Here is a 23,925-nt window from a genome sequence, read left to right on the forward strand (position 1 = left end):
GTTGCATTTTTTAAGCGTTTTCTTTAAGATGAAAGTATACACTATTTTTAGTAGCTTAGGGGGAATGAACAATGCATTATTTAAGTATTGATATTGGTGGCACTTACACTAAATTTGGGCTGATTGATCGAGCCGGTAATTTTATCCAAACTTGGAAACAACCGACACCTAAATCCTTGGAAACCTTCAAAGAAATGATTGTTTCCCAATTGGAAGCACAAAAAGGACAAATTAAAGGTATCTCTATGAGCTGTCCTGGGAGAGTCGATTCAGCGAAAGGCTATATCCATACCGGTGGTGCCTTATTATTTCTATATGATTTCCCTATGAAAGACTGGATCACCAGCATTACTGATTTGCCCTTTGCAGTAATCAATGATGGTAAAGCAGCGGCCTTGGCTGAATGGTGGATTGGTAATTTGAAGGGAGTCGAAAATGGTGCGGCTGTTGTCTTAGGGACTGGTATTGGTGGTGGATTGATTTTAGATAACCATTTACATCAAGGTCCTAATTTCCAAGCAGGTGAATTAAGTTTCCTTATTCGCCAATCACCAAACCCTAAACAACCTCAAATTTTTGGCTTTCATGGCTCAGCAGTAAAATTTATGAAAGAAGCAATCAACCTTATCAACGTTTCTGACGATGACTATGAAGCTGTTTTCATCGCAATAGCAAACCAATCATCAACTGATTTAACTGCTTTATTTGAAAACTACTGTCGTGATATCGCAATTCTTCTGATTGATATGCAAGTTTTATTGGATCTAGAAAAAATCGTGATTGGTGGCGGCATCAGTGCTCAAGATATCTTAATTGAAACGATCCAAAAGCAATATGTCACTATTCGACAAGAAGAAATGATGTTAGCTCAAACTTTTTCTCCATTGGTTATAGAAGCTTGTGCTTTTAGAAATTCATCAAATTTATTGGGCGCTTTGTATTATCTGTTTGTTGAAATTGATAAGAATCTTGATTAGCCATCATCTAATTCTTTTGATTTAAAATAATTTGCAAAAAATTAAAAAGAGAGAAACAAAACCGATATTTGGCTTTGTTTCGCTTTCTTTTGTTCGAATAGATGATAACTATGTCGATTTATTCGTAGATTTCCATGCTCACTTTAGCCACAACCACTTTCTTTTCACAGTTGAAGGCAGTTTAAAATTTCCTCGATTAATAATAAACTTCATCAAGAAAAAGTCCTTGAGAAGGAACGGTCATCCCAGCATCACTTCTTATTTTGCGCTCAAAGACCTCATCAATGACATCTAATGCCATCGTTCCAGCGCCAATTTCTAAGATTGTTCCCATAATGATTCTAACCATCTTATACAAAAATCCATTCCCCACAAAGGTGAAATGGAGCATATGCCCCTCTTTTTCGATCGAAAGTTCATCGATTGTTCGAACCGTTGATTTTTTCGTTTTTTTAAGGGAAGAAAAACCAATAAAATCATGTGATCCAATTAATTTTTTACAAGCCTCATTCATTAAATCAATATCCAGTTCTTGAGTATACTGAAAACTAAAATGACGTTCAAAAGCAGACGGAATCACATCATTCCAGACATGATAACTATATTTTTTTCCAGTTGCATTATACCGAGCGTGAAATCTTTCAGGAACTTCTTCTGCCTTCTTCACAACAATATCTCGTGGAAGATAACGATTAAGGAAATCAATCATCTCTGCCAAATTGATTGTACTATCTGTTTTAAAATTAGCTATTTGTCCTCTTGCATGTGTTCCGGCATCTGTCCTACCAGAGCCAATGATTTCAATCGTTGTTCCAGTCATTTGCGTCAGGATATTCTCTATTTTCCCTTGAATCGTCTTGTCCGAGTCTCCAAGTCTTTGCCACCCAAGATATCTTGTACCATCATACTCAATTGTTAGTTTAATATTTCTCATATCCGTCTCCTCTTATGATGCATTTTTTTACATCTGTTACTATTTCAATTGGACTCACAGACATTATACCTAATTCTTAGAGAACTGAATATAGAGAACTAAAAATGCAGCTACATTATAATAGCTATTTCCATCTATTTTTAATTATCCTTTTATTGACATTACATTCATACTAATCTATATTAAACATAGTCAACCATCTATATACAGGAGGAATAATATGGATTATGAAAGAATTTCATTGGTGCTAAAAGCTATGGCTGATCCTAAAAGAATGAAAATCATCGACCTTCTTTCTTACAGCAGTATGTGTGCTTGCGATGTGTTAGAACACTTTGACTTTACTCAACCAACTCTTTCTCATCATATGAAAGTTCTGGAAAAAGCTGGAATTGTTTCTGTCAGTAAACAAAAGCAATGGCATTACTATACACTACAAGAAGAGTTTGTAAGAGAATTTATGAGCTCCATGGCTCAATTATTATCTGACAGTGATGAGGAGTATCTTTGTCAAAAGAATCATAACTAAGAAATCATACGAATAAGGAGATATTTACTAAATGACTTATGCACTTGAAATAACAGACTTAAAAAAAGTATATGCATCAGGCGTCGAAGCACTAAAGGGGATAAATTTAGTTGTAGAAGAAGGAGATTTTTATGCCCTTTTAGGTCCAAATGGTGCTGGAAAATCAACAACAATCGGCATTATTACGTCTCTTGTCAACAAAACATCGGGAAAAGTAAACATCTTTGGCTACGATATTGACAAAGATTTGGTCCTTGCTAAACAACAGATTGGTTTAGTTCCGCAAGAATTCAACTTTAACCCATTTGAAACAGTAGAACAAATCGTTGTCAATCAAGCTGGTTATTACGGTGTTTCTCGAAAAGAAGCTCTAAAACGCAGTGAAAAATACCTAAAACAATCGAATTTATGGGAAAAACGTAATGTTCGGGCGCGGATGCTTTCTGGCGGGATGAAACGCAGATTGATGATTGCAAGAGCTTTAATGCACGAACCAAAATTGCTTATCTTAGATGAACCTACAGCAGGAGTAGATATTGAACTAAGACGAGAAATGTGGGATTTCCTTAGAGAACTGAATGAGAATGGTACAACGATTATTTTGACAACCCATTATTTAGAAGAAGCAGAAATGCTTTGTCGTAATATCGGCATCATTCAATCTGGTGAACTGATCGAAAATACTAGTATGAAAACTCTTCTAGCAAAACTACAGTTTGAAACATTTATCTTTGATTTGGAGGATTTTGATAAAAAGCCCGAAATTACAGGTTATAATAGTAGTTTTGAAGACGAGCGGACACTTGTTGTAGAAGTTGAACGTAATCAAGGAATCAATGAACTATTCGAACAGCTTACAAATCAAGGAATAAAAGTTCTTTCCTTACGGAACAAATCGAATCGATTAGAAGAGCTATTCCTAAAAATCACAGAAGAAAAACGTCAAGTGGGGGATAAAAATGTTTAAGCTATATTTCACGGCTCTAAGAAGTCTTGCTGCAAAAGAAACCAATCGTTATCTACGAATCTGGGTACAAACTTTAGTACCGCCAGTTATTACCACATCACTGTATTTTGTCATATTCGGAAACTTGATTGGCGGACGGATCGGACAAATGGAAGGATTCTCTTATATGGAGTTTATCGTTCCTGGATTGATTATGATGTCGGTAATCACGAGTTCTTATGCGAATGTTTCCTCTTCCTTTTTTTCACAAAAGTTCCAGAAAAATATTGAAGAATTACTGGTTGCACCAGTTCCGACCCATATAATTATCTGGGGATTTGTTATTGGTGGTCTTGGAAGAAGTGTTCTAGTTGGTACACTTGTCACTATGATCTCCCTATTCTTTGTCCCACTTCACGTTTATTCATGGTCTATTGTCATCATTACACTTCTGATGACAGCTATTCTGTTCTCATTAGCAGGCTTATTAAACGGAATCTTTGCCCAATCTTTTGACGACGTGTCAATTGTGCCGACGTTTGTTTTACAGCCCTTAACGTATCTTGGTGGTGTATTTTACGCAATATCAATGTTGCCGCCAATCTGGCAAGCTATTTCAAAAGTCAATCCGATTGTCTATATGATTTCAGGATTTAGGTATGGTTTTCTAGGAACAATTGATGTACCAATTATGTTATCTATGATAATTCTTGTTCTTTTTATTTCTGTACTTTATGCTGTTTGTTGGTACCTGATTGATAGAGGACGCGGTTTAAGAAGTTAAATTAAAGAGCTGTATTTGAGTGAATGAATGCTCAAATACAGCTCTTTTTATGGATTAATACAATCTTATTGTGTTGATGAAAACTATTTACCAATGACTAATCTTCTTGTATAAACAGCTTGTCCTGAATGCATCACCGCATCATCAATGGCAGAAACGATTCGAGCCTGACGTGTAACGACTGGTGTCCAGTTTGTGTCTACCACATCATCAAGACTTTCTTCATCCATACTTGCTAAATAAGTGTTTGTAAATTCAATGCTAGCGGCCAAATAATCCAGTAATAATTTTTTATCGGTCACTACAACTTTAGCCGCTTGCTCAGGAGTATGACACCAATCTTCTGTATCATCAGGCAATTCCAGCGCAAACTTCTCACTCCAACCTGATTCTAGCCACAGCGGCTTTGTGTTATTAAGTTCCGATAGTTGATAATCAAGTTCTCGTGCCGTATGCCAAATGAGCCATGTAACTGATTTAATTAGTGGAGCTGGCATGGTATTCGCCTCATCCACATTCATTTGATCAAGTGTCTCCTCAAAACGTTCTTGGGCTCGTTTCAAAGTGTCTATGGATAATTGTGTAATTTTCATGGTATACCTCCTTTGATTTTAAAATGAAATCGCTCGCTATATATATCTACTAGATACTTTACTACAGTGATTATGGATCATCAAATGTTCCAAACTATTCTTTTGGAAATTTGTCTGATTTTTTTATTTACAATTTTTCTATTCTACTTGAATCGTTTTATCTGAATCACTAAGTAATTGCCGACTGTGATCTCTCTATTCAGATTTTTACATTTATAACCTAAACAATCCAAAGTTACCCAAATGATTTAAACCATCATTTTAAAAGAAAAATCAAGTATTTATCCATTTTAAAATAACAAAAAAATAATATTTTTTTCAAATTCATCTTCCCAATTCCACTCATGATGAACTATTAGGTGAAAATAATTTTTTTTTCATCTTATTTTCTTTATCCAATACATAAAAATAAGAATTAACAGTTAAAACAAGCATTTAAGAAGAGAACAGGATTTTCTAAAAACATCCGTTTATAATAACTACATCTTATGATTCCACACAAATTATAATCCCATTATTTCATTATCATTATTTTACTAAAAATAACAAAAAATTGATAATACAACATTATGATATGGATGCTATAATTCGCATGTAACAAACGCTACTAACAAAGTGACGTATTTTTAGTAAATAGGTGAAACTCCGTAAATTAATTGGTAAAAAAAATCATTGTTCCTTTCTATTGTTTTTTTTATTAATTAACTAGCGGGTTCATATATAAAAAGTAAGGGAGATTTACATTATGAAAACAAAACACATTTTAACAACAGCAGCTGTATTTGCTGGGCTATTCTCAGGAGCTGTATTAACAACTCACACAGCAAATGCGCAATCCACAACTTCAGCCGTTACTCAAAAGGCTTCTGAAGGATCAATTGAAATTGGCTCAGTATATTACGAACATTATAATGTGCTTAGAGCAAAATTGAAAGCACCTGTTTCTACGACTAACTACTATCTAGTATTTACAACAGAGAAGCTATATCAGGAAGCAACACCAGTAATAGAAAACGGCAAATATATTGGCTTTGATATTAATCTTGATGACTTAATAAAAAAATACCCTACTGTTGCAGATAGAGAAAAATATTTCGATTCCTTATTTATTCGTATTATTTCCTTAACTGATATTAATCCACCAGTAATGAATAAGATAACAAATCAAGACTTAAAGAACGAGTTATTGAATTATCACTTTTTAGGTAACGTTCTTAAAGATGGAAAAGTGGGAACAACTTCTAATCTTATCGAAGGGAGTTCTTTCAATAAATTTTTCAACGAAAAAACGGTCTACGGAGATCATCTTTTAGAGAATGGTAGCATAACTACAAAAACTGGTGGCATGCAATTTGATTTTAAACCAGAAATGAAAGATGGTTATACTTATACTTTAACTGATGCCTCAGGTAAAGTTGCTGGAAAAGCATGGCCATTTATGGAGTACTTCTTTGTAAATTCACCAGAAGGAAAAACTTTCTTACCGAAAGAATATACCGTTACTGCGAAATCTAATACAACTGGCGAAGTTTATACTCTAGCTAAATTCACACCGACTAACATATTTTAAGAATTAAATGAACGATGAAAAAGAGAGTGGATTTCTTCTCTGTCTAGCTGTTGTAAGCAATCCCTCTCACTTTCAGATGATTTGGAAACACTTCAGACGAAAAGAAAAAACTGCGTAAGTAGCTTGTCTAGGATTAGCTACTTACGCGGTTTTCTATTTTATTCTCCTTCATGAGGAGAATATTCGTTAATGATTTCGTGTTTCATTTAACATTACTATCTTTTCCACTTCTTTTGTCACAGTCATCTTCCTACTGAGCGAGGCATTGATGATTGGCATAAGTAAAAGATGGTATCCCCCCCCCTACAGGCTATACTTTACAAGATGTTATTCTTAGCCAATAATAACTACATTGCTCTAGTTAAAATATTCACTTTATCCGTTCTCTTACATACGTTCCTGGTTGTGATCCATCGTATTTTTGAGTGAATTCTGTGCTTGTTTGGTAGATTACGGTGGGATTTGTTTGTCCATTTGAACCAATCCAACGGCCTGAATACGGAGCTTTATTCAAATCTTTTAAACCTGTATCTCCTTGAAAGCGAATGTCTTTTCCTAATTTTAGTTCTTCCAGATAGGACGGTAAAAACTTATTCATAGATTTAACCGATAAGGTATTCCAATTTGTTAAATCTAATTTTTTTATGCCCGTGCCGTTAAACATTCGAGACATGCCTGTCACTTGACTTGTGTTCCAGTTTGACACGTCCAATTGCCCTAAGGCTGCTCCCTCAAACATTTGAGACATACCTGTCACTTGACTTGTGTTCCAGTTTGACACGTCCAATTGCCCTAAGGCTACTGCTCCCTCAAACATTCGAGACATATTTGTCACTTGGCTTGTATCCCAATTTGATACATCTACGGTTCTTAATTTCGGCAGACTCATAAACATTCCGCTCATATTCTTCACTGTCGAAGTATTTAACAAATTACCGCCTTCTATACTTTCTAGCTCTGACAAATTATAAAATAAATCTCGCCCACTTGACACTAGTTTTACTGGTTCAGAAAAAATTATTTTCTTGATCTTTTTCCCTTTTAATCGACTTTGAGATTCAATATGTGATTGAATATTATAACCCCAATACAATTTTTCTGGAAACTCTCCTGATCCAAAGGTAACCGTTTGAGTGGATTCGTCCCATTTCCACGGAGCCGTTCCAAAATTTGTTCCATTTTTTTCACGTACATACTCACCGCTTTTGGTTCCATCATATTGTTGAAGAAAATCGGTAAATTCATTAAACGTTTGAGGAATTCCCTCTGCTCCTGTCCAATAACCTGAATACGGAGCTTTATCCAACTCTTTTAAACCTGTATCTCCTTGAAAGCGAATGTCTTTTCCTAATTTTAGTTCTTCCAGATAAGACGGTAAAAACTTATTCATAGATTTAACCGATAAGGTATTCCAATTTGTTAAATCTAATTTTTTTATGCCCGTGCCGTTAAACAGTTCTGACATACTCGTTACTTTGTCTACGTTCCAGTTTGATACATTTAAATGATCAAGAACAGACGCATTGACAAACATTTGAGACATCTTTGTCACTTGACTTGTGTTCCAGTTTGACACGTCCAATTGCCCTAAGGCTACTGCTCTCTTAAATATTTGAGACATATCTGTCACTTGACTTGTGTTCCAGTTTGACACGTCCAATTGCCCTAAGGCTACTGCTCCCTCAAACATTCGAGACATATCTGTCACTTGGCTTGTATCCCAATTTGATACATCTACGGTTCTTAATTTCGGCAGACTCATAAACATTCCGCTCATATTCTTCACTGTCGAAGTATTTAACAAATTACCGCCTTCTATACTTTCTAGCTCTGACAAATTATAAAATAAATCTCGCCCACTTGACACTAGTTTTACTGGTTCAGAAAAAATTATTTTCTTGATCTTTTTCCCTTTTAATCGACTTTGAGATTCAATATGTGATTGAATATTATAACCCCAATACAATTTTTCTGGAAACTCTCCTGATCCAAAGGTAACCGTTTGAGTGGATTCGTCCCATTTCCACGGAGCCGTTCCAAAATTTGTTCCATTTTTTTCACGTACATACTCACCGCTTTTGGTTCCATCATATTGTTGAAGAAAATCGGTAAATTCATTAAACGTTTGAGGAATTCCCTCTGCTCCTGTCCAATAACCTGAATACGGAGCTTTATCCAACTCTTTTAAACCTGTATCTCCTTGAAAGCGAATGTCTTTTCCTAATTTTAGTTCTTCCAGATAAGACGGTAAAAACTTATTCATAGATTTAACCGATAAGGTATTCCAATTTGTTAAATCTAATTTTTTTATGCCCGTGCCGTTAAACAGTTCTGACATACTCGTTACTTTGTCTACGTTCCAGTTTGATACATTTAAATGATCAAGAACAGACGCATTGACAAACATTTGAGACATCTTTGTCACTTGACTTGTGTTCCAGTTTGACACGTCCAATTGCCCTAAGGCTACTGCTCTCTTAAATATTTGAGACATATCTGTCACTTGACTTGTGTTCCAGTTTGACACGTCCAATTGCCCTAAGGCTACTGCTCCCTCAAACATTCGAGACATATCTGTCACTTGGCTTGTATCCCAATTTGATACATCTACGGTTCTTAATTTCGGCAGACTCATAAACATTCCGCTCATATTCTTCACTGTCGAAGTATTTAACAAATTACCGCCTTCTATACTTTCTAGCTCTGACAAATTATAAAATAAATCTCGCCCACTTGACACTAGTTTTACTGGTTCAGAAAAAATTATTTTCTTGATCTTTTTCCCTTTTAATCGACTTTGAGATTCAATATGTGATTGAATATTATAACCCCAATACAATTTTTCTGGAAACTCTCCTGATCCAAAGGTAACCGTTTGAGTGGATTCGTCCCATTTCCACTTAACCCCTAGATTGTCAACAATTGTAATTTTACTTATTGCACTTTTTTGACCATCTTCTGTTGTAGCGGTGATGGTTGCTGTTCCTGCGGCTATTGCTGTCACATTACCTGCAGCTGTGACCGTCGCTATTTTTTCGTTAGAACTACTCCATTGGATATCTTTGTTTGTTGCATTAGTTGGTGATATAGTAGCTGTTAGTTGCTGTTCTTCCCCTTTTTCTAATGTTACATTTTTAGGTTCAAGTTGAACGCTGGCCACGGGGACTCTTCTTGGAACGATAGTTACTTCACAGGTTGCGGTAACTAGACCATCTAATGATGTGGCTGTTATTGTTGCCTTAGCGCTAGCTTCGGAACGAGCTCTAACATTACCCGATTGATCTACTGAAACCCATGAATTATTACTGCTCCATTTTACCTCTGATTGGTAGGTTGCATTTTTTGGAAAAATATCAGCTTTTAATTGATAGACTTCTCCTCCTGCTACAGTTAACTTACTTGGTTTGATTTCCATTCGTTCAATAGGTACATAATCTTTTTGGTTTTGGTTAATGATGTTATTAACCATTGCAAATTTTTCTTTAGAAACTCTAGATCCACCATTATATATAGGTTGTGATGAAGATATTCCAGAAGTATGCACTGCACTAACTTGTGCATTAGAATCATATACAGGTGAACCACTTTGACCACCTACAGAATCAAGAAGATAAAACAGTTCATCTTTATCCCAGCCTAATTTTTCAAATTCATATTCACCATCTTTATATCGGAGCCTCTCATTAATTGGTTGTGATTCTGTATACATATAAAAGTTTTTATCCCCTGGATATCCACTTACTGTAAACATTTCTCCTGCTTTGTTTGTATGACTTAAACCTAACCAGCCTGTTTTTTCTCCAATAGGTCTATCTAATTTAATTAATGCAAAATCGTTTCCGATATGTTTATTGTTCATATATTCTTTTAAAATATAAATTTTTTCCATTTTGGCTTCTCCAAATGGTTTATTCCAGTAGCTGTTTCTTCCTGGTACGATAATTTTATCTGTTGAGAAACCTTTATCCCAAACTGCGTGTGCACATGTTAAAAATAAATCTTTTTGAATTAATGAACCACTCGCTATCGTTGAATAATCTGTATCCACATATTCCAATTGCGCAATTGCTGAATAGGGAAACTTTCTGGTATCTTGCACTAATTCTCTGTCATCTTCCCCTATTATCCCTCTTGTTTCAGGAATTCCTTGTGGTCGATTCGCTTCCAAAACGTCAGGCATTCCTTCATACATACTCTCATCAAACGGAATAATTCTTTCTGTCTTCGTCTTCACATCATACTCTACAAAATCATACTTACTCTCTGCTTTACTTATTTCTGGATATAAAAAGAACATTCCAAAAAATATTGTTAGTCCCAATGTTAATTTTTTCATTTTCTTCCCCCTATGTTTTAAGTAATTTAATTCATAACTATGTTCTTTCTGTAATAAACGTTCCACCGATCCTATCATAATTATCTAGAAACTCATTTGCTGCTACGTAACGTTTCAAAATTATCCTATGCCATGAACAACCTGCCAGAATATGATTGACTTACATTAATTGGAAAAGCTATATAGCAACTGTACGCAGAAAGATTACAACTTTTCTCCTAACGCTAGTTTCTCTAATTGCTCAGATTCAATTATTTTGATCCCTCAATTGCCAACAAGGCTCTATAGAAATGTCCTCAGTGAACGAATACCTCCCAACAAGGTTTATCATTTTTTTATGTTTATTTCATTTTCAACTCACCTCTCAGCTTCATGCACCCTGCATAAAATAACAATTACAACAAATTAAATATAACATAAAGTTCGATCTATAAATTTCATGTTTTACTGAAAAATAAGTATGAATAAGCCATTAAACAAATAACAGAAAACTACACGTTTTTTATTAGCAATAATCAAATAACATTTTATCCTTATAATAAAGTAACTAAGACACTTTTCTTATTTAGAAATGAGCATATTATCATCGTTTTGTACGATTTCTGGATTGCCTATACCAATTCCTTTTATTTGATCATTCGTTCGTACATTTCTAAAAGATTTTTGTTGAATACGTCAGGTTCTCACTTTATCTCAACGTTTCCTTTTTCTAAAATATTGCTACAATCATCTAAAATACCCTATTGGATAGTCATTCCTTTAACAGAAAAAAATCGTAACGAAACATGACATCTTAATAAGACGTAATGTTTCGTTACGATTATGTTTATTTTTATCAATTGATTCAACTCACTAAAAACGGATGTTTCCTCTATTAGACTACTTTTACTTTTTTAATACTGTTTCTTTCTTCTTATACCCGATAATTACCCCAAGAAGTAAAAGGATTCCTAAAACAAATAGGGTAGTATTTTGAATTGTTCCTGTACTTGGTAAACTACCTTTCGTTCCCTCTTTTGATTTAGTTTTATCTACTTGACTAGTAGCATGGCTTTCAGATCCTTTAACTTCCAAAACTGATTTTTTAGGAATAGTAAAAGAATACTCTTCTCCCCAATTTCCATTTGTATCATTTGCTCTTAAAACAATCTGTTTATCAGGACTAAGTTCAACAACTAAAGAAAAATAACCATTTTCATCTGAATCAATAGCTGAATTCCCCGTTCCTTCTAAATAATCAATAGATACTCTAACATTCGGCGCAGTTTTCCCTGATAGTGTTTTTGTTTCATGATTATAGTCAACTTGCAAAATTTTTAAAGAATCCAAGGCTTGCGCACCTGAAGTTCTAAAACTATAGGGCTCTCCAGTTCTCCCTTGTGAATCACTTGCAGTTAAGATCATCACCAATCCAGGACTGAATTGATCTACTATGGTAAATACGCCGCTCTCATCAGCCTTAACTGTTCCTTGCCCCATTGTGCTAGGAACGTACATGCTTACAGTTGCATTTGGTGCTGTTTTTCCCGTGAATGTATTTGTTTTTTGATTAAAAATAGTTTCTCTAATCGCTAGAGAAGGTGTTCCTTTTTGCTTTGTTACCTCAACATCAAGTGAGTCACTTATTTTCTCGCCCAAACTGGCAGTTATTCTGATAGTTCCTGATCGTGGATTAACAACAATAAATGAACCATTCGCATCAGCTTGGAATATTCCTACAGCTAGGTCAGGATTATCTAACGATTTTGCTGCTATCATTGCATAAGGAACCGTCTTCCCAACAATTTCCATATTTGCACTATCATAGAAAACATCCCACAGTTTCAATTTTTCTTCAGTAGCCTTAACTGTTACAGCATCTGTAGTTTCCCCAACTTGTACATCCTCATTAATACTACTTTCAGCTTTTTCAACAGTGTCTTCACTAATTTCTTCAGACTCTGCATACACTCCAGAAGTTGTATAAGCAACACCACTTGCCAATAAAAAACCTATCCCTAACAGTATAAACGTTTTTTTCATTTCCAAACCGCCTCCATAAAAGTAATGTTTTCGTATTCTTAATGTAATTATTGTAACACAAATGAAATAAAATTATTTCTCCAATACTTTTCTTAAGGCTTTCTTAATAAATTACAGTGAATTAGCTGAGGCATTTAATGGTGAATAGCTGTGATTGCTCAAAACTAAATCGATGTCAAATGCCGCGCCTATAGCAGTTCCAATATCTAAAACCATATGACTCATAAAAAAATTGACCGCTTTTATTAATTTTCAAAATGATGTTAGATCCTGCTGTTTTTTTGATAACTAGACAAATTCATTTTAGAAAAGAAAGCAAAGACTGATAGAACTAATATGAACTATCTAGTCTTTTTCAACCATTTTTATTAGCATTAATAAAAAAATCTCCCTACTTATGATACGGTTCCCCCCGCATAATCCGAAACCCACGATAAATCTGCTCCACCAATACCAACCGCATAAGCTGATGTGGATAAGTCAACTTCCCAAATGACATCTGCTGCTGGCTTCTCTTCAACACCTCTTCACTCAATCCTAACGATCCACCAATCACAAAAGCCAACTGACTCTTACCGTTGATTCCCAATTGCTCAATCTCTTTCGAAAATTCCTCACTACTAAATTGTTTCCCATTAATCGCCAAAACAAAGACATGATCTTGATCCGAAATTTTCGCTAAGATTCGCTCACCTTCTTTTCCTTTAACCTGAACCATCTCTAATTCACTTAAATTCTCAGGTGCTTTTTCATCTGCTACTTCAATAATTTCCACTTTTGCATAACTTTTCAGGCGTTTCATATATTCATTTATTCCTTGAACCAAATATTTCTCTTTCAACTTACCCACAGTAATGATTTTTATTTTCATCAATTTCACGTCTCTTCCTATTCTATTCTTCCAGTTGTTAACAATTTTATCATGAATGTTTTGACTCTTCCACATACTTTCCCACAAAGTTATGCACATATGCACAGACTTATCCACAGATCTATGCCTCAATATCCTTTATTTCATAGTATTTTGAGATACAAACACATATTCCCGTTTATTTGTCCACATTATCCACATTTTGTGGATAACTATTTCACAGGGGTTTTCCTCTATTTTTCAAAAGTTTTTCACACTTTATTGTGTATAAGTATTCCGATGAGATCATTTTTTCATTATTTATATCTGTTTTTCTCCCTAACTTGTTCATAAAAAATTCAAAGCTCTTGGGTAGACTAAAGTTGTCTTGAAAGACTATACTTAATATAATAAATAATGATAATTAATTAGGAGGTTGCTTGTATGCAAAGAAAAGATGTTACACCTGATTCAGATAATAATAAAAATGGTTTATTCAAAAAATTTGGGATTGGTCTAGTTGGAGGATTGTTAGGTGGAGCTTTAGCTTTTGGTGGCGCTTATGTTATCATGGGTCAAAATTCCTCTTCGTCTAATACACCAATAACGACGAATTCTGTAAAAAACAACAAAGGTGATACAAAAGTAACGAATGTTAATTTAGATGTTACTAGCGATGTCACTAAAGCTGTAGACAAAGTGAAAGATTCTGTTGTTTCAATTATCAATTTACAAAGTCCTAGTCAAAATAATGACCCTAGCGGCTTTGGCGGATTGTTCGGTGGAAATGACGGTGAAGAATCTAATGACTCTAAAACTGATGGCAGTGATTTACAAGCTGCCAGCGAAGGAAGCGGCGTTATTTATAAGAAAGACGGTAAAACAGCGTATGTTGTAACCAATAATCACGTGGTAGATCAAGCAAAAGGATTAGAAGTTGTTTTACATGATGGTACAAAAGTCAAAGGTGAATTAGTAGGTACAGATTCTTATACAGACTTGGCCGTAATCAAAATTTCATCTGACAAAGTGGATTCAATTGCTGAATTTGGTAATTCTGATAATCTAAAAATCGGTGAGCCAGCTCTAGCTATAGGTTCTCCATTAGGTTCAGCTTATGCCAATTCTGTAACACAAGGGATTATTTCTTCATTAAATAGAAATATCGAAAATGAAAATAACGGTCAAACAATCAATATCAATGCAATCCAAACAGATGCAGCGATCAACCCAGGGAACTCTGGTGGTCCTTTAGTGAACATTGAAGGTCAAGTTATCGGAATCAATTCTGTTAAAATCCTTCAATCTCAAAGCCAAGTAAGTGTTGAAGGTATGGGCTTTGCCATTCCAAGTAATGATGTTGTAAATATCATCAATCAATTGGAAAAAGAAGGTAAAGTTACTCGTCCAGCTCTCGGAATTACAATGGAAGAATTAACAAATGTCTCAACGCAACAAAGAAAAGAAATCTTGAACCTTCCTGATACTGTTCAAATGGGCGTTCTTATTCGTAGTGTTCAAACAGCTACTCCAGCTGACAAAGCGGGACTTGAAAGATATGATGTTATCACTAAAATCGATGATAAAGAAATCAACTCTGTAACTGAATTACAAAGTGCGCTTTACAAGAAAAAAGTTGGCGACAAAATGAAAGTTACCTTCTATCGTGATGGAAAAGAAAAAAGTGTAGATGTTGATTTAACAATCGATCAGTCAGCAATTAAACAAAACGCATCTAACTCAAATAATTCGCAAAATCCATAAACTAAAATATCTCATTTTATTTTGAAATGATAAAAAACTAGGTTGCTCTTTCCTAAACTATTTAGGAAATCAGTAACTTAGTTTTTGTTTTCTCAAAATTATTCTCTTTGATCTTATGCATCTTAACACCTTTATTTAAGCAATAAAAATCCAGTGATAATGTAGAATAAGAATAAATAAGACTTTACATGACTCATAAATTACGTGAAGAATGGGATAAGCTATTTGGGGAAAAACACGATTTAGAAGAATTAAAAAAAGCTAAATATGATGATAATGGAAACTTTGTCACAGATGAAGGGGTAAATTCAAAGGTATTGGATCATCCTTCTATTGGTTCTTTAAATGCTATGATGTACGCTGAGTGGAATACCTTTTTAAATGACAGCACATTATTTACAGCTTTGGAAGAAGAGGAGCAAAATGAGATTCGTTCAAATGCTCCAAGTTTCGCTAAATATAATGGTGACTAATGACACAAATAAAAGGTTGTGAAAATGAGAATATACTTTTCACAACCTTTTTTATTCTATTTACCAACAGGAAATGCTTCTCCTACAACCGCATCAAAAGGCAACTCTAAAATTCCTTTTTTCGCTGGTGCATCTGGCAAGCGTAATTCTCCTGCAGAACAAATCATTCCAAAACTTTCCACACCACGTAAAACACCTGGCCAGATCATCAAACCATCCGGCATCATCGCACCAGGTTTAGCCACAACGACTTTTTGTCCAGCTTTAATATTAGGCGCACCACAAACGATTTGTAAGACTTGGCCATTATCCACTTCCGTTTGAGTAATTGATAAATGATCTGAATCAGGATGTTTTTTACAAGATTTTACAAAACCAACAACGATTTTTGGTTCGTTATCTTCAGCTAACGATTCAGAAAAACCAGCTTTAGCAATTTCTTGATTCACTTTATTCAATTGTTCTTTTGTTAATTCTACTTGGCCACAGCCTTCGATCTTTCCTAAAACTGTTGATGCATCAAAAATATTCCAAGCAACAACTTGTCCGTCTTCTGCTACACTTATTTGTGCTATATTTCCGTTGCGTTGTACTCGATTTTCTTGTCCTTTATCATCAGCCACGATAATCATTAAAACATCACCGACATGTTCCTTATTATAAGCAAAAATCATTTTTTAACTCCCTCCATCTTATCTTTTTTCCAAAATCCTAAACAAATATCTCCTGTCCTATCTTAACAAAAAAATAGATTTACTGCATGGTATTTTTTCCTCTAACTACTGTAACTATGAAAAATAGGTGAAACAAAACGGTCAACGTCTTATTTCACCTATTTTATCTAGTCAACATATTTACTTGTTCTCAGGATGAACGATTAGTACGTCACAAGGTGCATGACGGATGATATAGCTACTAACGCTGCCAACCATTAAGCGTTCAACTGCATTTAAACCAGATTGACCCACCATGATTAGATCAACATTGTATTTTTCAGGCAACTCTTTACACATCACTTCTTTTGCCACACCATAAGTCAACACTGTTTCGACTTGAGTAAAATCAACCTTTTTGGCATACTCGCTACAATCAGCTAATATTTCTTTAGCACTTTCTGTTTCTTGATCCAACAAACCATCATTCAAAGAAGAGTAACCCATCATTGTGTAGACTCTATTTTCTATAACGTGAGCTACAATCACACGACCGTTATTTCTTCTGGCTACTTCCACTGCTTGTTGATACGCTAAATTTCCTTGATCACTGCCGTCGACACCAACTAAAATATTTTTATATGTTTGTGTTAGCACAGTACTCATCTCCCGATTGATTTATTTTAACTCTTGATGAAACTAAATACTTTTTAAAAAAGTTGTGATTTCTTCTTTTGTTTTACGGGCTTTGTTAACTAAACGACCTAATTCTTTCCCTTGATCTGTAACAATAAAACTTGGTATACCGAAAATGTTCCACTCAGATGCAAGTTCCATAAATTTATCCCGATCCACTTCAATAAATCGGTATTCTGGAAAATCCGCTTCTATTTCAGGCATCACTGGTTTAATAAAACGACAATCGCCGCACCAATCAGCAGTGAAAAAGAAAACACTTTTGCCTTCGGATACATAACTTGCCAACTCTTCATAGGATGTTGGAATAATCATAAATTACCCCCTACTTTCCATAAATAATCGTATTAACCGTTGTTTTATCTAAACCTTTTAAGACTTGGATCAACATTTCTCGGGCTGCTTCAAAGTCTTTGATATTGAACATTGTTTGATGTGTATGGATATAACGTCCGCAAACACCAATTACTGTACTTGGTACACCGTTATTTGTTGTATGAGCAGCGCCAGCATCAGTTCCGCCTTTAGATACGAAGTATTGGTAAGGAATGTTATGAGTTGCTGCGGTGTCTAATAAGTACTCACGTACACGAGGCAATGTAATCATACCTGGATCGTAAATACGTAGCAATGTTCCTTCGCCAAGATGACCGTAAGTACCTTTTTTCGTTTGAATATCATCTGCCGCTGAACAATCAACTGCAAAGAATAAATCAGGATTGAATTTATGCACAGAAGGTTTAGAACCACGTAAACCAACTTCTTCTTGAACATTTGCTCCAGCAATCAACGTATGGCCTAGTTGTTCATTTTGTAACTCTTCCAAGGCTTCTAAAACTAATGTACAACCATAACGGTTATCCCAAGATTTACTAATGATATTTTTGCCATTCGCCGTTTTAATCGTTTCTGTTTGTGGAACAATCGAATCACCTGGACGAACACCAAAGCTTTCCGCTTCTTCTTTCGATTCAAAACCAGCATCAAAAAGAATATCTGTCACTTCTAATTGTTTTTGACCGCTTGTGCCACGTAATAAATGAGGTGGAACAGATGAAGAGATACATGGATAATTCCCTTTACTTGTTTTTAAGGTAAAACGTTGAGCAGATACCACGTACGGATTCCATCCGCCCAAAGGTACCACTTGAAACAGTCCATTATCTTTGATCTGAGTTAGCATAAAACCAACTTCATCCATATGAGCAGCAACCATAACACGAGGTGCATCTAGTTCTTTAGCTCTCTTCAAGCCAAATATACCACCTAAACCATCATATTGAATCTCGTCTACTAATGGTGCCATATTTTTTTTCATATACGCACGAATATCATCTTCAAATCCGCTTGTCCCTTGTAATTCTGTTAGTTCTTTGATGCGTTGAAATGTTTTTTCTTCCATCGTTGTATTATCTGCCAGCTATCCTGCTAAACAAAGTTAAATCAACTTAGTTTCTTATTCAGGGATAACCTTTCTTTTTTGCTAAAAAATAACATTATATTCTAACAAAAACGGCAGATACTCCTTTCATATGATTTCATTTTCATTATAACGCAAATTTTTTCAATTGCCCACGTTTTTTGTTTTTCGATATTTTCATACATTGTGTTAGAATAGAGATAACGCTGAAGGTTTTTAGCAAACATTTGAAAAATACTCGGAGGTTATTCCCCATGAATGAAGAAAATGAATTAAGCTATTTTAAAGGTGGCTTGGCAATTGGTGTGAGTATCGGCATCATAAGTGGAATTGCATCAACACTATGGTTTCATAAGAAACGTACATTAGATGCTGATCTAGTTTTAGAAAACGTTAAAGATGCATTTCTAAAAGAAGGACCTATTGAAGGCTCATGGATTGAATTTGAGAAAAAACCATTACGTAAATTTGCCGTTCATTCAAAAACCTACAACGGTGGCATTTCACGTTTAGAAGATGGTATTATGGTGCAATATGAATTCATTGCTGATGCATATACTGGTACAGTAATCGATGTAAACCGATTAAAATAGCCAAACAAAAAAGCGTAGATTTTTATAAAAAAATCTAACGCTTTTTTCTATTTTTCAGCTTGAAACCTTGCCTCTACACGATAAATCGGCTGACCTTTAGCAGAGAATTTCGCTTCATACTCTGTCATGATATTTCCCTCATAGCTACTGGCATGAAGATCTAACCAAACTTGTTCAAGGATCATACCGTATTTTGAAAAGCTGCTTAATGAATATTCAAACAAGCCGCGATTATCTGTTTTAAAATGAATTTCTCCATTGGATTTTAGAATTTTTTCATCTGTTGCTAAAAATGTTTTATATGTTAAACGACGTTTTTCATGCCGTGTTTTTGGCCAAGGGTCAGAAAAGTTCAAGTAAATTTGGTCTATTTCATTTTCAGCAAAATATTCCGTTAACTCTTCACCATTCACATGAAGCAATTGTAAATTAGGCAAATCTTCTACCAAGGCTTTTTCTAAAGCAATCGAAAGGACACTCAACTGCATATCGATTCCAATATAATTGATTCCTGGATTCGCTTTTGCCATTCCTACCACAAATTGTCCCTTACCAGAACCTATTTCAATATGGATAGGATGATTATTTCCAAAACGTTCTGCCCAACGACCTTGCCACTTGGCAGGCTCATCTACAACCAATTCAGGATGACTAGCCAAAAGTTCAGCCGCTCCATGTCTTTTTCTCATTCGCATATTCTATGTTCCCTTCCTCTATAGCAAATTTTAAGAGGGTAGTACAAAACACTGCTGTTTTGTGCTGCCCTCTATTATTCAAATGAACGGCTAGAAAAAAACAACTGCTTTTTTCAGCCTCTTTAATACCCAAAAGCTTGTTTCAGTTTCAAAATTTCTGTATTCATTTCCCGTATTTCACCTGATTGATAGTGACGGAGTATTTCTTGTAGGAAATTAAATAAAGCATACCACTTAATTCGAGTCAGTGCCTCTTCACTTGGACGCATACCATATGACAATAGCCATTTATTCCAGCTTTCTCGGGGAACATAGTGTCCTAACAACATTCCTAAATCCAGTGCTGGGTCAGCAATCATCACTGAATCCCAATCAACTAAATACAAATAATTATTGGACACGATCCAATTTCGGTGGTTAACGTCTCCATGAACCACCATATAATTATGAACAGAATAGTTTGGTATATTTTCTTGCAAATAAAGGTACACTCTCTCAAGATACGTATTCTTTTGAAGTTCCGCTGGCAATTTTTCACCATATGTTTGAAGCATCATCCCAGGAGTCTGGATTTGTCCGCCGATTTTTTCCAACATTTTTTTCAACATATGCGAATGGTGCAAATGGTAAAGCACGTCCACCACGTCATTTCTTTGACCAATTTCTTGGCCTTTCAAAACCTGACCATCCAACCATTCTTGTGCAGTTAAAATGTCTCCAGTTACTGTTCGTTTGGTCCAAACCAACTTAGGGGCAATTCCTTCTTTAGACAAAGCGGCTAAAAGAGGCGAAGTATTTCTTTTAATAAATACTCTTTCAGTCGCACGTATACCCATGAAAGTTTGGCCAGTTGCGCCTTTTATTGGCTGCAAGCGCCATTCCTTATCCAACTGAAATGCCATGGAAATTATCTCCTATTCTTAACACAATTTAAATAAAAGCGGAACGGGCTCGTTCTGTCTCGTCTGAAAAATAGAGAATCATTTTTGTGATGCTTTTTATCACCGGAATGATTCATCTTTTTTCCGAGAAACTAGCTCGTTATGCTAAGTAACTACATCATTTACAGTACTTATCATTTTAGCTTCCATATCGTACTTCGTCAAGCATCTCTATTGCGCTTCTAACAGTTAGACTAACTTTCTGAAATTCCACACGCTGTATCAACGGCAGCAATATACGCATTTATTAGTTGTTTCGTGATTTTCCCAGGTTCACCCGTTCCAACGATATGATCATTCACTTTTACAACAGGCACGATTTCAGTCAACGATCCTGAAACAAAACATTCGTCTGCTGTAAACAGTTCTTCTTCATAAACAGCTTCTTCTATTACCGGAATATTCAACTCTCTAGCTAATTCTAAAATTTTCATTTTTGTGATTCCTGATAAAATCAAATTCCCATCTGGATGAGTATAAATCGTCCCATCTTTCACTACCCAAAAATTTGCAGCCGAAGCTTCTGTCACTTTGTCATCTCGTACGAGTACTGCATCATCAAAGCCTTTACGACGAGCATCATCTAATGACATCACATTGCCTAACAAACTTAGTGACTTGATATCACAGTGTAACCAACGGGTATCAGGTACAACAGAAACTGTAATCCCAGTTTCCATTTTTTTCACAGGACGTTCATAAGAAATGATATTAGCGGTTAAAACTCCTTTAACCTTTTTAGGATCAGGTAAAACGTGATTTCTTGGCGAATCAATTCCACGTGTCACTTGAAAATACAACTTACCTTCTTTGATTCCTTCCATTTCAACTAATTTTTTTAAATTAACTGTTAGTTCTTCTTTTGAAAAAGGCAAGGTCATTCTGATTTTTTCAGCACCGCTCCATAAACGATTTAAATGTTCTTCCAGCATATACAAGTGACTATTATACACACGAACAACTTCATATAATCCATCACCATATTGATAGCCGCGATCTTCAATATCGATTTTTACTTCTTCGCGTTTCACGATTTGATCATTCCATAAAATATGCATCATTAAGCCTCCATTTTTTTCAAACGATAAGGAACATAAAACTTAGCGAATACGAACACTTCAACGATCAATGCACCTACAATCAGCAAACCTTCTTTGCTGTCAGGCAGCGCAATCAACACAAAAATACTAAACAACATTGCTGCAACAAATAGTAACACCGTCACTAACTTACTCACAGCTTGCTTTTTCTGCCCATTTGATACAGGATACAAATGCGTCATTACCATATAATCAAACTGCGTATAGATTGGGATCAATTGAAACCCTATCAAATAAACAAACAGCACAGATACACCCATTGAAATCCAAAATTCTTTCAAGAAAAATAATATTACTCCGCCAACCAAAACTAAACGAATAAACAATCCACTGTATTCCGATCCTCTTAAAAAGCTGCGTGCATAGAGATATAAATACGTATTTTGACTTGTTTTTTTGATTTTACTTAACAGTGGATCAAGAAATTTCCGACGTTTTACGCTACTAGAAATTTCCGGCACATCTGTAAATAAATGAATAAACTGATAAATACGATGCATTCGATTTTTTTCTTTTTGAATCATTGTTTCCCAGTCTAAAGACACAACTTGTTCTTTTTTCTTTAATATCAGATAGAAAAATACCACTTGTACCACTGCACCTAAAACTCCTATCAGTGGCAAGGCATATAAACTAAGCGCAATAATCAACAAACTAGACATGAGCCAAAGAGCAAACCAGAAACGACGCTCATTTGAAGAAATTTGATATAGCTCATATTTCTGCAAGCGTAAATGGCTAGCCTTTAAAATCCCTAGCATAACAATAAAATAGAAAAATGTTGAAAATGCCCAACCAGTCGAAACGACTACAAGGGGCATTGACATACCACCCATCAAGAATAGCGCAACAAACGGCAACCAAAAAGAATAACGAATAGCCCGGTTCAAATACCCATTCATCTCAGGCTCTTTCGGTAAAATAAATACTTTATCCGCCTCTTGTGCTAACGTAGCAATACGTCCGATCTGAAGTAAAGCTAGCCAAAAAATCAACACAATCGGCCGACCCCAAACAAAATTCACTGGTAAAGTCTTCAACACTTGAGAATAGTAAAAACCTAGTCCCCCCAGTAAAAAGACACAAACTAAAATAAAATGATCGTTAAATACATAACGCATATACTTCATCATTTTTTTCAAGTGGCGTGTTAAACGAATGCCAAAAAATCCAGACATACTACCCCACCTTTTCTTCTTTTGTTAGTGCGATATAAATATCATCTAATGAAGATCCAGGTAAATTAAACTCTTTCCGCAGTTCCTCCATTGATCCAACAGCTCGAACTTCGCCATCATGTAAGACTACAAATCGATCACAATATCGTTCAGCAGTTGCCAAAATATGAGTAGACATCAAGATCGCAGCCCCTTGATTACGCATCTCATCCATTAACTCCAATAACGCATGAATAGCCAAAGGATCTAGTCCTAAAAAGGGTTCATCAATAATATACAAACTTGGTTCAATCAAAAATGCACATAAAACCATTACTTTTTGCTTCATCCCTTTTGAAAAATTAGCAGGAAACCAGTCTAATTTATTTTCTAATCGGAACGTTTTTAATAAAGAATCTGCTCGTTTAAAAGCTTCTTCAATGGGAATATCGTAAGCCATTGCCGTGATTTCAATATGTTCCCGTAATGTTAATTCTTCATACAAAGAAGGGGTCTCCGGAATATAGCCGATTTTTTTGCGATAGTTTTCTGGTTGTTGCTTCAATGTCTCTCCATCAATAGAAATTTTGCCCTTTTGTGGTGTTAACAAACCAATCACATTTTTGATTGTCGTACTCTTACCAGCACCATTTAACCCAATCAAGCCAACCATTTCACCAGATTTCACTTCAAAATTAATATCTTTTAAAACAGGAATATGACCATAACCGCCTGTTAAGTGTTCAATTACTAAACTCATGTTGTTCCCTCCAACTAATTTTTATCTTTAATCTATTATAACACGAACTTTTTGAAGGTTTCATGAACTTTTTCTCCCAAATAAAATTCAAGGTATGGTAAAGTAAAAGAAAGAGTAAAAAGAAAGAAGGGA

General features: G+C 35.2%; 22 protein-coding genes. 8 read left to right on the plus strand and 14 right to left on the minus strand.

The window, feature by feature from the left end:
* Positions 1 to 71: 71 nt before the first annotated feature.
* Complete coding sequence (locus tag AC4BB2_RS12115; RefSeq protein ID WP_490473156.1) at positions 72 to 977, plus strand: ROK family protein; 906 nt, start codon at positions 72 to 74, stop codon at positions 975 to 977.
* Positions 978 to 1,173: 196 nt separating this feature from the next.
* Here the strand turns inward: AC4BB2_RS12115 and truA are convergent, their stop codons facing one another.
* Positions 1,174 to 1,911 carry a tRNA pseudouridine(38-40) synthase TruA gene (truA, locus tag AC4BB2_RS12120; RefSeq protein WP_490473157.1) on the minus strand — a complete coding sequence of 246 codons (738 nt, stop codon included), beginning with the start codon at positions 1,909 to 1,911 and terminating at the stop codon, positions 1,174 to 1,176.
* Positions 1,912 to 2,131: 220 nt separating this feature from the next.
* On the opposite strand from truA, the gene AC4BB2_RS12125 reads away from it, so the two are divergent.
* The 3 genes from AC4BB2_RS12125 to AC4BB2_RS12135 are packed head-to-tail and all read left to right on the plus strand — an operon-like array spanning position 2,132 to position 4,170.
* Positions 2,132 to 2,440, plus strand: a complete 309-nt coding sequence (locus tag AC4BB2_RS12125; RefSeq protein WP_490473158.1) for an ArsR/SmtB family transcription factor — start codon at positions 2,132 to 2,134, stop codon at positions 2,438 to 2,440.
* Between the two features lie 31 nt (positions 2,441 to 2,471).
* Complete coding sequence (locus AC4BB2_RS12130; protein WP_490473159.1) at positions 2,472 to 3,407, plus strand: ABC transporter ATP-binding protein; 936 nt, start codon at positions 2,472 to 2,474, stop codon at positions 3,405 to 3,407.
* Positions 3,400 to 4,170, plus strand: a complete 771-nt coding sequence (locus AC4BB2_RS12135; RefSeq protein WP_490473160.1) for an ABC transporter permease — start codon at positions 3,400 to 3,402, stop codon at positions 4,168 to 4,170. The genes AC4BB2_RS12130 and AC4BB2_RS12135 overlap by 8 nt, the downstream gene beginning before the upstream one ends.
* 83 nt (positions 4,171 to 4,253) lie before the next feature.
* Here the strand turns inward: AC4BB2_RS12135 and AC4BB2_RS12140 are convergent, their stop codons facing one another.
* Positions 4,254 to 4,763, minus strand: coding sequence for a DinB family protein (locus AC4BB2_RS12140; RefSeq protein WP_490473161.1), 510 nt, complete (start codon positions 4,761 to 4,763; stop codon positions 4,254 to 4,256).
* A gap of 745 nt (positions 4,764 to 5,508) precedes the next feature.
* Here AC4BB2_RS12140 and AC4BB2_RS12145 point away from each other — a divergent pair.
* Positions 5,509 to 6,333, plus strand: a complete 825-nt coding sequence (locus tag AC4BB2_RS12145) for a hypothetical protein (protein WP_490473162.1) — start codon at positions 5,509 to 5,511, stop codon at positions 6,331 to 6,333.
* Positions 6,334 to 6,703: 370 nt separating this feature from the next.
* Here AC4BB2_RS12145 and AC4BB2_RS12150 read toward each other — a convergent pair whose 3' ends face one another.
* The 3 genes from AC4BB2_RS12150 to rlmH all read right to left on the minus strand — a co-directional run bounded on the left by AC4BB2_RS12150 (position 6,704) and on the right by rlmH (position 13,562).
* Positions 6,704 to 10,669 carry a BspA family leucine-rich repeat surface protein gene (locus AC4BB2_RS12150; protein WP_490473163.1) on the minus strand — a complete coding sequence of 1,322 codons (3,966 nt, stop codon included), beginning with the start codon at positions 10,667 to 10,669 and terminating at the stop codon, positions 6,704 to 6,706.
* 885 nt (positions 10,670 to 11,554) lie between these two features.
* Complete coding sequence (locus AC4BB2_RS12155) at positions 11,555 to 12,691, minus strand: LPXTG cell wall anchor domain-containing protein (RefSeq protein WP_490473164.1); 1,137 nt, start codon at positions 12,689 to 12,691, stop codon at positions 11,555 to 11,557.
* Between the two features lie 391 nt (positions 12,692 to 13,082).
* Positions 13,083 to 13,562, minus strand: coding sequence for a 23S rRNA (pseudouridine(1915)-N(3))-methyltransferase RlmH (gene rlmH / locus AC4BB2_RS12160; RefSeq protein ID WP_490474700.1), 480 nt, complete (start codon positions 13,560 to 13,562; stop codon positions 13,083 to 13,085).
* A 423-nt stretch (positions 13,563 to 13,985) separates the two neighbouring features.
* On the opposite strand from rlmH, the gene AC4BB2_RS12165 reads away from it, so the two are divergent.
* Together AC4BB2_RS12165 and AC4BB2_RS12170 are read left to right on the plus strand one after the other, a co-directional pair.
* Positions 13,986 to 15,305, plus strand: a complete 1,320-nt coding sequence (locus AC4BB2_RS12165) for a S1C family serine protease (protein WP_490473165.1) — start codon at positions 13,986 to 13,988, stop codon at positions 15,303 to 15,305.
* Positions 15,306 to 15,493: 188 nt separating this feature from the next.
* Complete coding sequence (locus tag AC4BB2_RS12170; RefSeq protein ID WP_490473166.1) at positions 15,494 to 15,778, plus strand: hypothetical protein; 285 nt, start codon at positions 15,494 to 15,496, stop codon at positions 15,776 to 15,778.
* Positions 15,779 to 15,834: 56 nt separating this feature from the next.
* Here AC4BB2_RS12170 and ytpR read toward each other — a convergent pair whose 3' ends face one another.
* From ytpR to pepA, 4 genes are all read right to left on the minus strand, one after another.
* Positions 15,835 to 16,452 (minus strand): YtpR family tRNA-binding protein, encoded by a 618-nt coding sequence (gene ytpR, locus AC4BB2_RS12175; protein ID WP_490473167.1) that lies wholly within the window; start codon positions 16,450 to 16,452, stop codon positions 15,835 to 15,837.
* Between the two features lie 180 nt (positions 16,453 to 16,632).
* The gene (locus tag AC4BB2_RS12180; protein WP_490473168.1) at positions 16,633 to 17,088 is read right to left on the minus strand and encodes a universal stress protein; all 456 of its coding nucleotides are present in this window, start codon (positions 17,086 to 17,088) and stop codon (positions 16,633 to 16,635) included.
* 42 nt (positions 17,089 to 17,130) lie between these two features.
* Positions 17,131 to 17,442 (minus strand): thioredoxin family protein, encoded by a 312-nt coding sequence (locus AC4BB2_RS12185; RefSeq protein WP_490473169.1) that lies wholly within the window; start codon positions 17,440 to 17,442, stop codon positions 17,131 to 17,133.
* A gap of 10 nt (positions 17,443 to 17,452) precedes the next feature.
* Complete coding sequence (gene pepA, locus AC4BB2_RS12190) at positions 17,453 to 18,529, minus strand: glutamyl aminopeptidase (RefSeq protein WP_069635767.1); 1,077 nt, start codon at positions 18,527 to 18,529, stop codon at positions 17,453 to 17,455.
* A gap of 272 nt (positions 18,530 to 18,801) precedes the next feature.
* Between pepA and AC4BB2_RS12195 the strand changes: the two genes are divergently transcribed.
* Positions 18,802 to 19,140: a PepSY domain-containing protein gene (locus AC4BB2_RS12195; protein WP_490473170.1), complete on the plus strand. Its 339-nt coding sequence runs from the start codon at positions 18,802 to 18,804 to the stop codon at positions 19,138 to 19,140.
* Positions 19,141 to 19,187: 47 nt separating this feature from the next.
* On the opposite strand, the gene trmB is transcribed toward AC4BB2_RS12195, so the two are convergent.
* The 5 genes from trmB to AC4BB2_RS12220 all read right to left on the minus strand — a co-directional run bounded on the left by trmB (position 19,188) and on the right by AC4BB2_RS12220 (position 23,793).
* Entirely contained in the window at positions 19,188 to 19,835 is a 648-nt protein-coding gene (gene trmB / locus AC4BB2_RS12200) for a tRNA (guanosine(46)-N7)-methyltransferase TrmB (protein ID WP_490473171.1), read from the minus strand.
* Between the two features lie 122 nt (positions 19,836 to 19,957).
* Complete coding sequence (locus AC4BB2_RS12205) at positions 19,958 to 20,737, minus strand: phosphotransferase family protein (RefSeq protein WP_490473172.1); 780 nt, start codon at positions 20,735 to 20,737, stop codon at positions 19,958 to 19,960.
* Positions 20,738 to 20,970: 233 nt separating this feature from the next.
* Positions 20,971 to 21,834 carry a D-amino-acid transaminase gene (dat, locus tag AC4BB2_RS12210; RefSeq protein ID WP_490473173.1) on the minus strand — a complete coding sequence of 288 codons (864 nt, stop codon included), beginning with the start codon at positions 21,832 to 21,834 and terminating at the stop codon, positions 20,971 to 20,973.
* A 2-nt stretch (positions 21,835 to 21,836) separates the two neighbouring features.
* Positions 21,837 to 23,054 carry an ABC transporter permease gene (locus tag AC4BB2_RS12215; RefSeq protein ID WP_490473174.1) on the minus strand — a complete coding sequence of 406 codons (1,218 nt, stop codon included), beginning with the start codon at positions 23,052 to 23,054 and terminating at the stop codon, positions 21,837 to 21,839.
* A 1-nt stretch (position 23,055) separates the two neighbouring features.
* Complete coding sequence (locus tag AC4BB2_RS12220) at positions 23,056 to 23,793, minus strand: ABC transporter ATP-binding protein (protein WP_490473175.1); 738 nt, start codon at positions 23,791 to 23,793, stop codon at positions 23,056 to 23,058.
* Positions 23,794 to 23,925: the final 132 nt, after the last annotated feature.

The sequence above is a fragment of the Enterococcus sp. AAFC-DPL-5146 genome (genome assembly GCF_058216635.1).

Bases quoted from the DNA above. Each gene is read 5' to 3' on its own strand.
- AC4BB2_RS12115 (WP_490473156.1), top strand. From the start codon at position 72: ATGCATTATTTAAGTATTGATATTGGTGGCACTTACACTAAATTTGGG.
- truA (WP_490473157.1), bottom strand. From the start codon at position 1,911: ATGAGAAATATTAAACTAACAATTGAGTATGATGGTACAAGATATCTT.
- AC4BB2_RS12125 (WP_490473158.1), top strand. From the start codon at position 2,132: ATGGATTATGAAAGAATTTCATTGGTGCTAAAAGCTATGGCTGATCCT.
- AC4BB2_RS12130 (WP_490473159.1), top strand. From the start codon at position 2,472: ATGACTTATGCACTTGAAATAACAGACTTAAAAAAAGTATATGCATCA.
- AC4BB2_RS12135 (WP_490473160.1), top strand. From the start codon at position 3,400: ATGTTTAAGCTATATTTCACGGCTCTAAGAAGTCTTGCTGCAAAAGAA.
- AC4BB2_RS12140 (WP_490473161.1), bottom strand. From the start codon at position 4,763: ATGAAAATTACACAATTATCCATAGACACTTTGAAACGAGCCCAAGAA.
- AC4BB2_RS12145 (WP_490473162.1), top strand. From the start codon at position 5,509: ATGAAAACAAAACACATTTTAACAACAGCAGCTGTATTTGCTGGGCTA.
- AC4BB2_RS12150 (WP_490473163.1), bottom strand. From the start codon at position 10,669: ATGAAAAAATTAACATTGGGACTAACAATATTTTTTGGAATGTTCTTT.
- AC4BB2_RS12155 (WP_490473164.1), bottom strand. From the start codon at position 12,691: ATGAAAAAAACGTTTATACTGTTAGGGATAGGTTTTTTATTGGCAAGT.
- rlmH (WP_490474700.1), bottom strand. From the start codon at position 13,562: ATGAAAATAAAAATCATTACTGTGGGTAAGTTGAAAGAGAAATATTTG.
- AC4BB2_RS12165 (WP_490473165.1), top strand. From the start codon at position 13,986: ATGCAAAGAAAAGATGTTACACCTGATTCAGATAATAATAAAAATGGT.
- AC4BB2_RS12170 (WP_490473166.1), top strand. From the start codon at position 15,494: ATGACTCATAAATTACGTGAAGAATGGGATAAGCTATTTGGGGAAAAA.
- ytpR (WP_490473167.1), bottom strand. From the start codon at position 16,452: ATGATTTTTGCTTATAATAAGGAACATGTCGGTGATGTTTTAATGATT.
- AC4BB2_RS12185 (WP_490473169.1), bottom strand. From the start codon at position 17,442: ATGATTATTCCAACATCCTATGAAGAGTTGGCAAGTTATGTATCCGAA.
- pepA (WP_069635767.1), bottom strand. From the start codon at position 18,529: ATGGAAGAAAAAACATTTCAACGCATCAAAGAACTAACAGAATTACAA.
- AC4BB2_RS12195 (WP_490473170.1), top strand. From the start codon at position 18,802: ATGAATGAAGAAAATGAATTAAGCTATTTTAAAGGTGGCTTGGCAATT.
- trmB (WP_490473171.1), bottom strand. From the start codon at position 19,835: ATGCGAATGAGAAAAAGACATGGAGCGGCTGAACTTTTGGCTAGTCAT.
- AC4BB2_RS12205 (WP_490473172.1), bottom strand. From the start codon at position 20,737: ATGGCATTTCAGTTGGATAAGGAATGGCGCTTGCAGCCAATAAAAGGC.
- dat (WP_490473173.1), bottom strand. From the start codon at position 21,834: ATGCATATTTTATGGAATGATCAAATCGTGAAACGCGAAGAAGTAAAA.
- AC4BB2_RS12215 (WP_490473174.1), bottom strand. From the start codon at position 23,054: ATGTCTGGATTTTTTGGCATTCGTTTAACACGCCACTTGAAAAAAATG.
- AC4BB2_RS12220 (WP_490473175.1), bottom strand. From the start codon at position 23,793: ATGAGTTTAGTAATTGAACACTTAACAGGCGGTTATGGTCATATTCCT.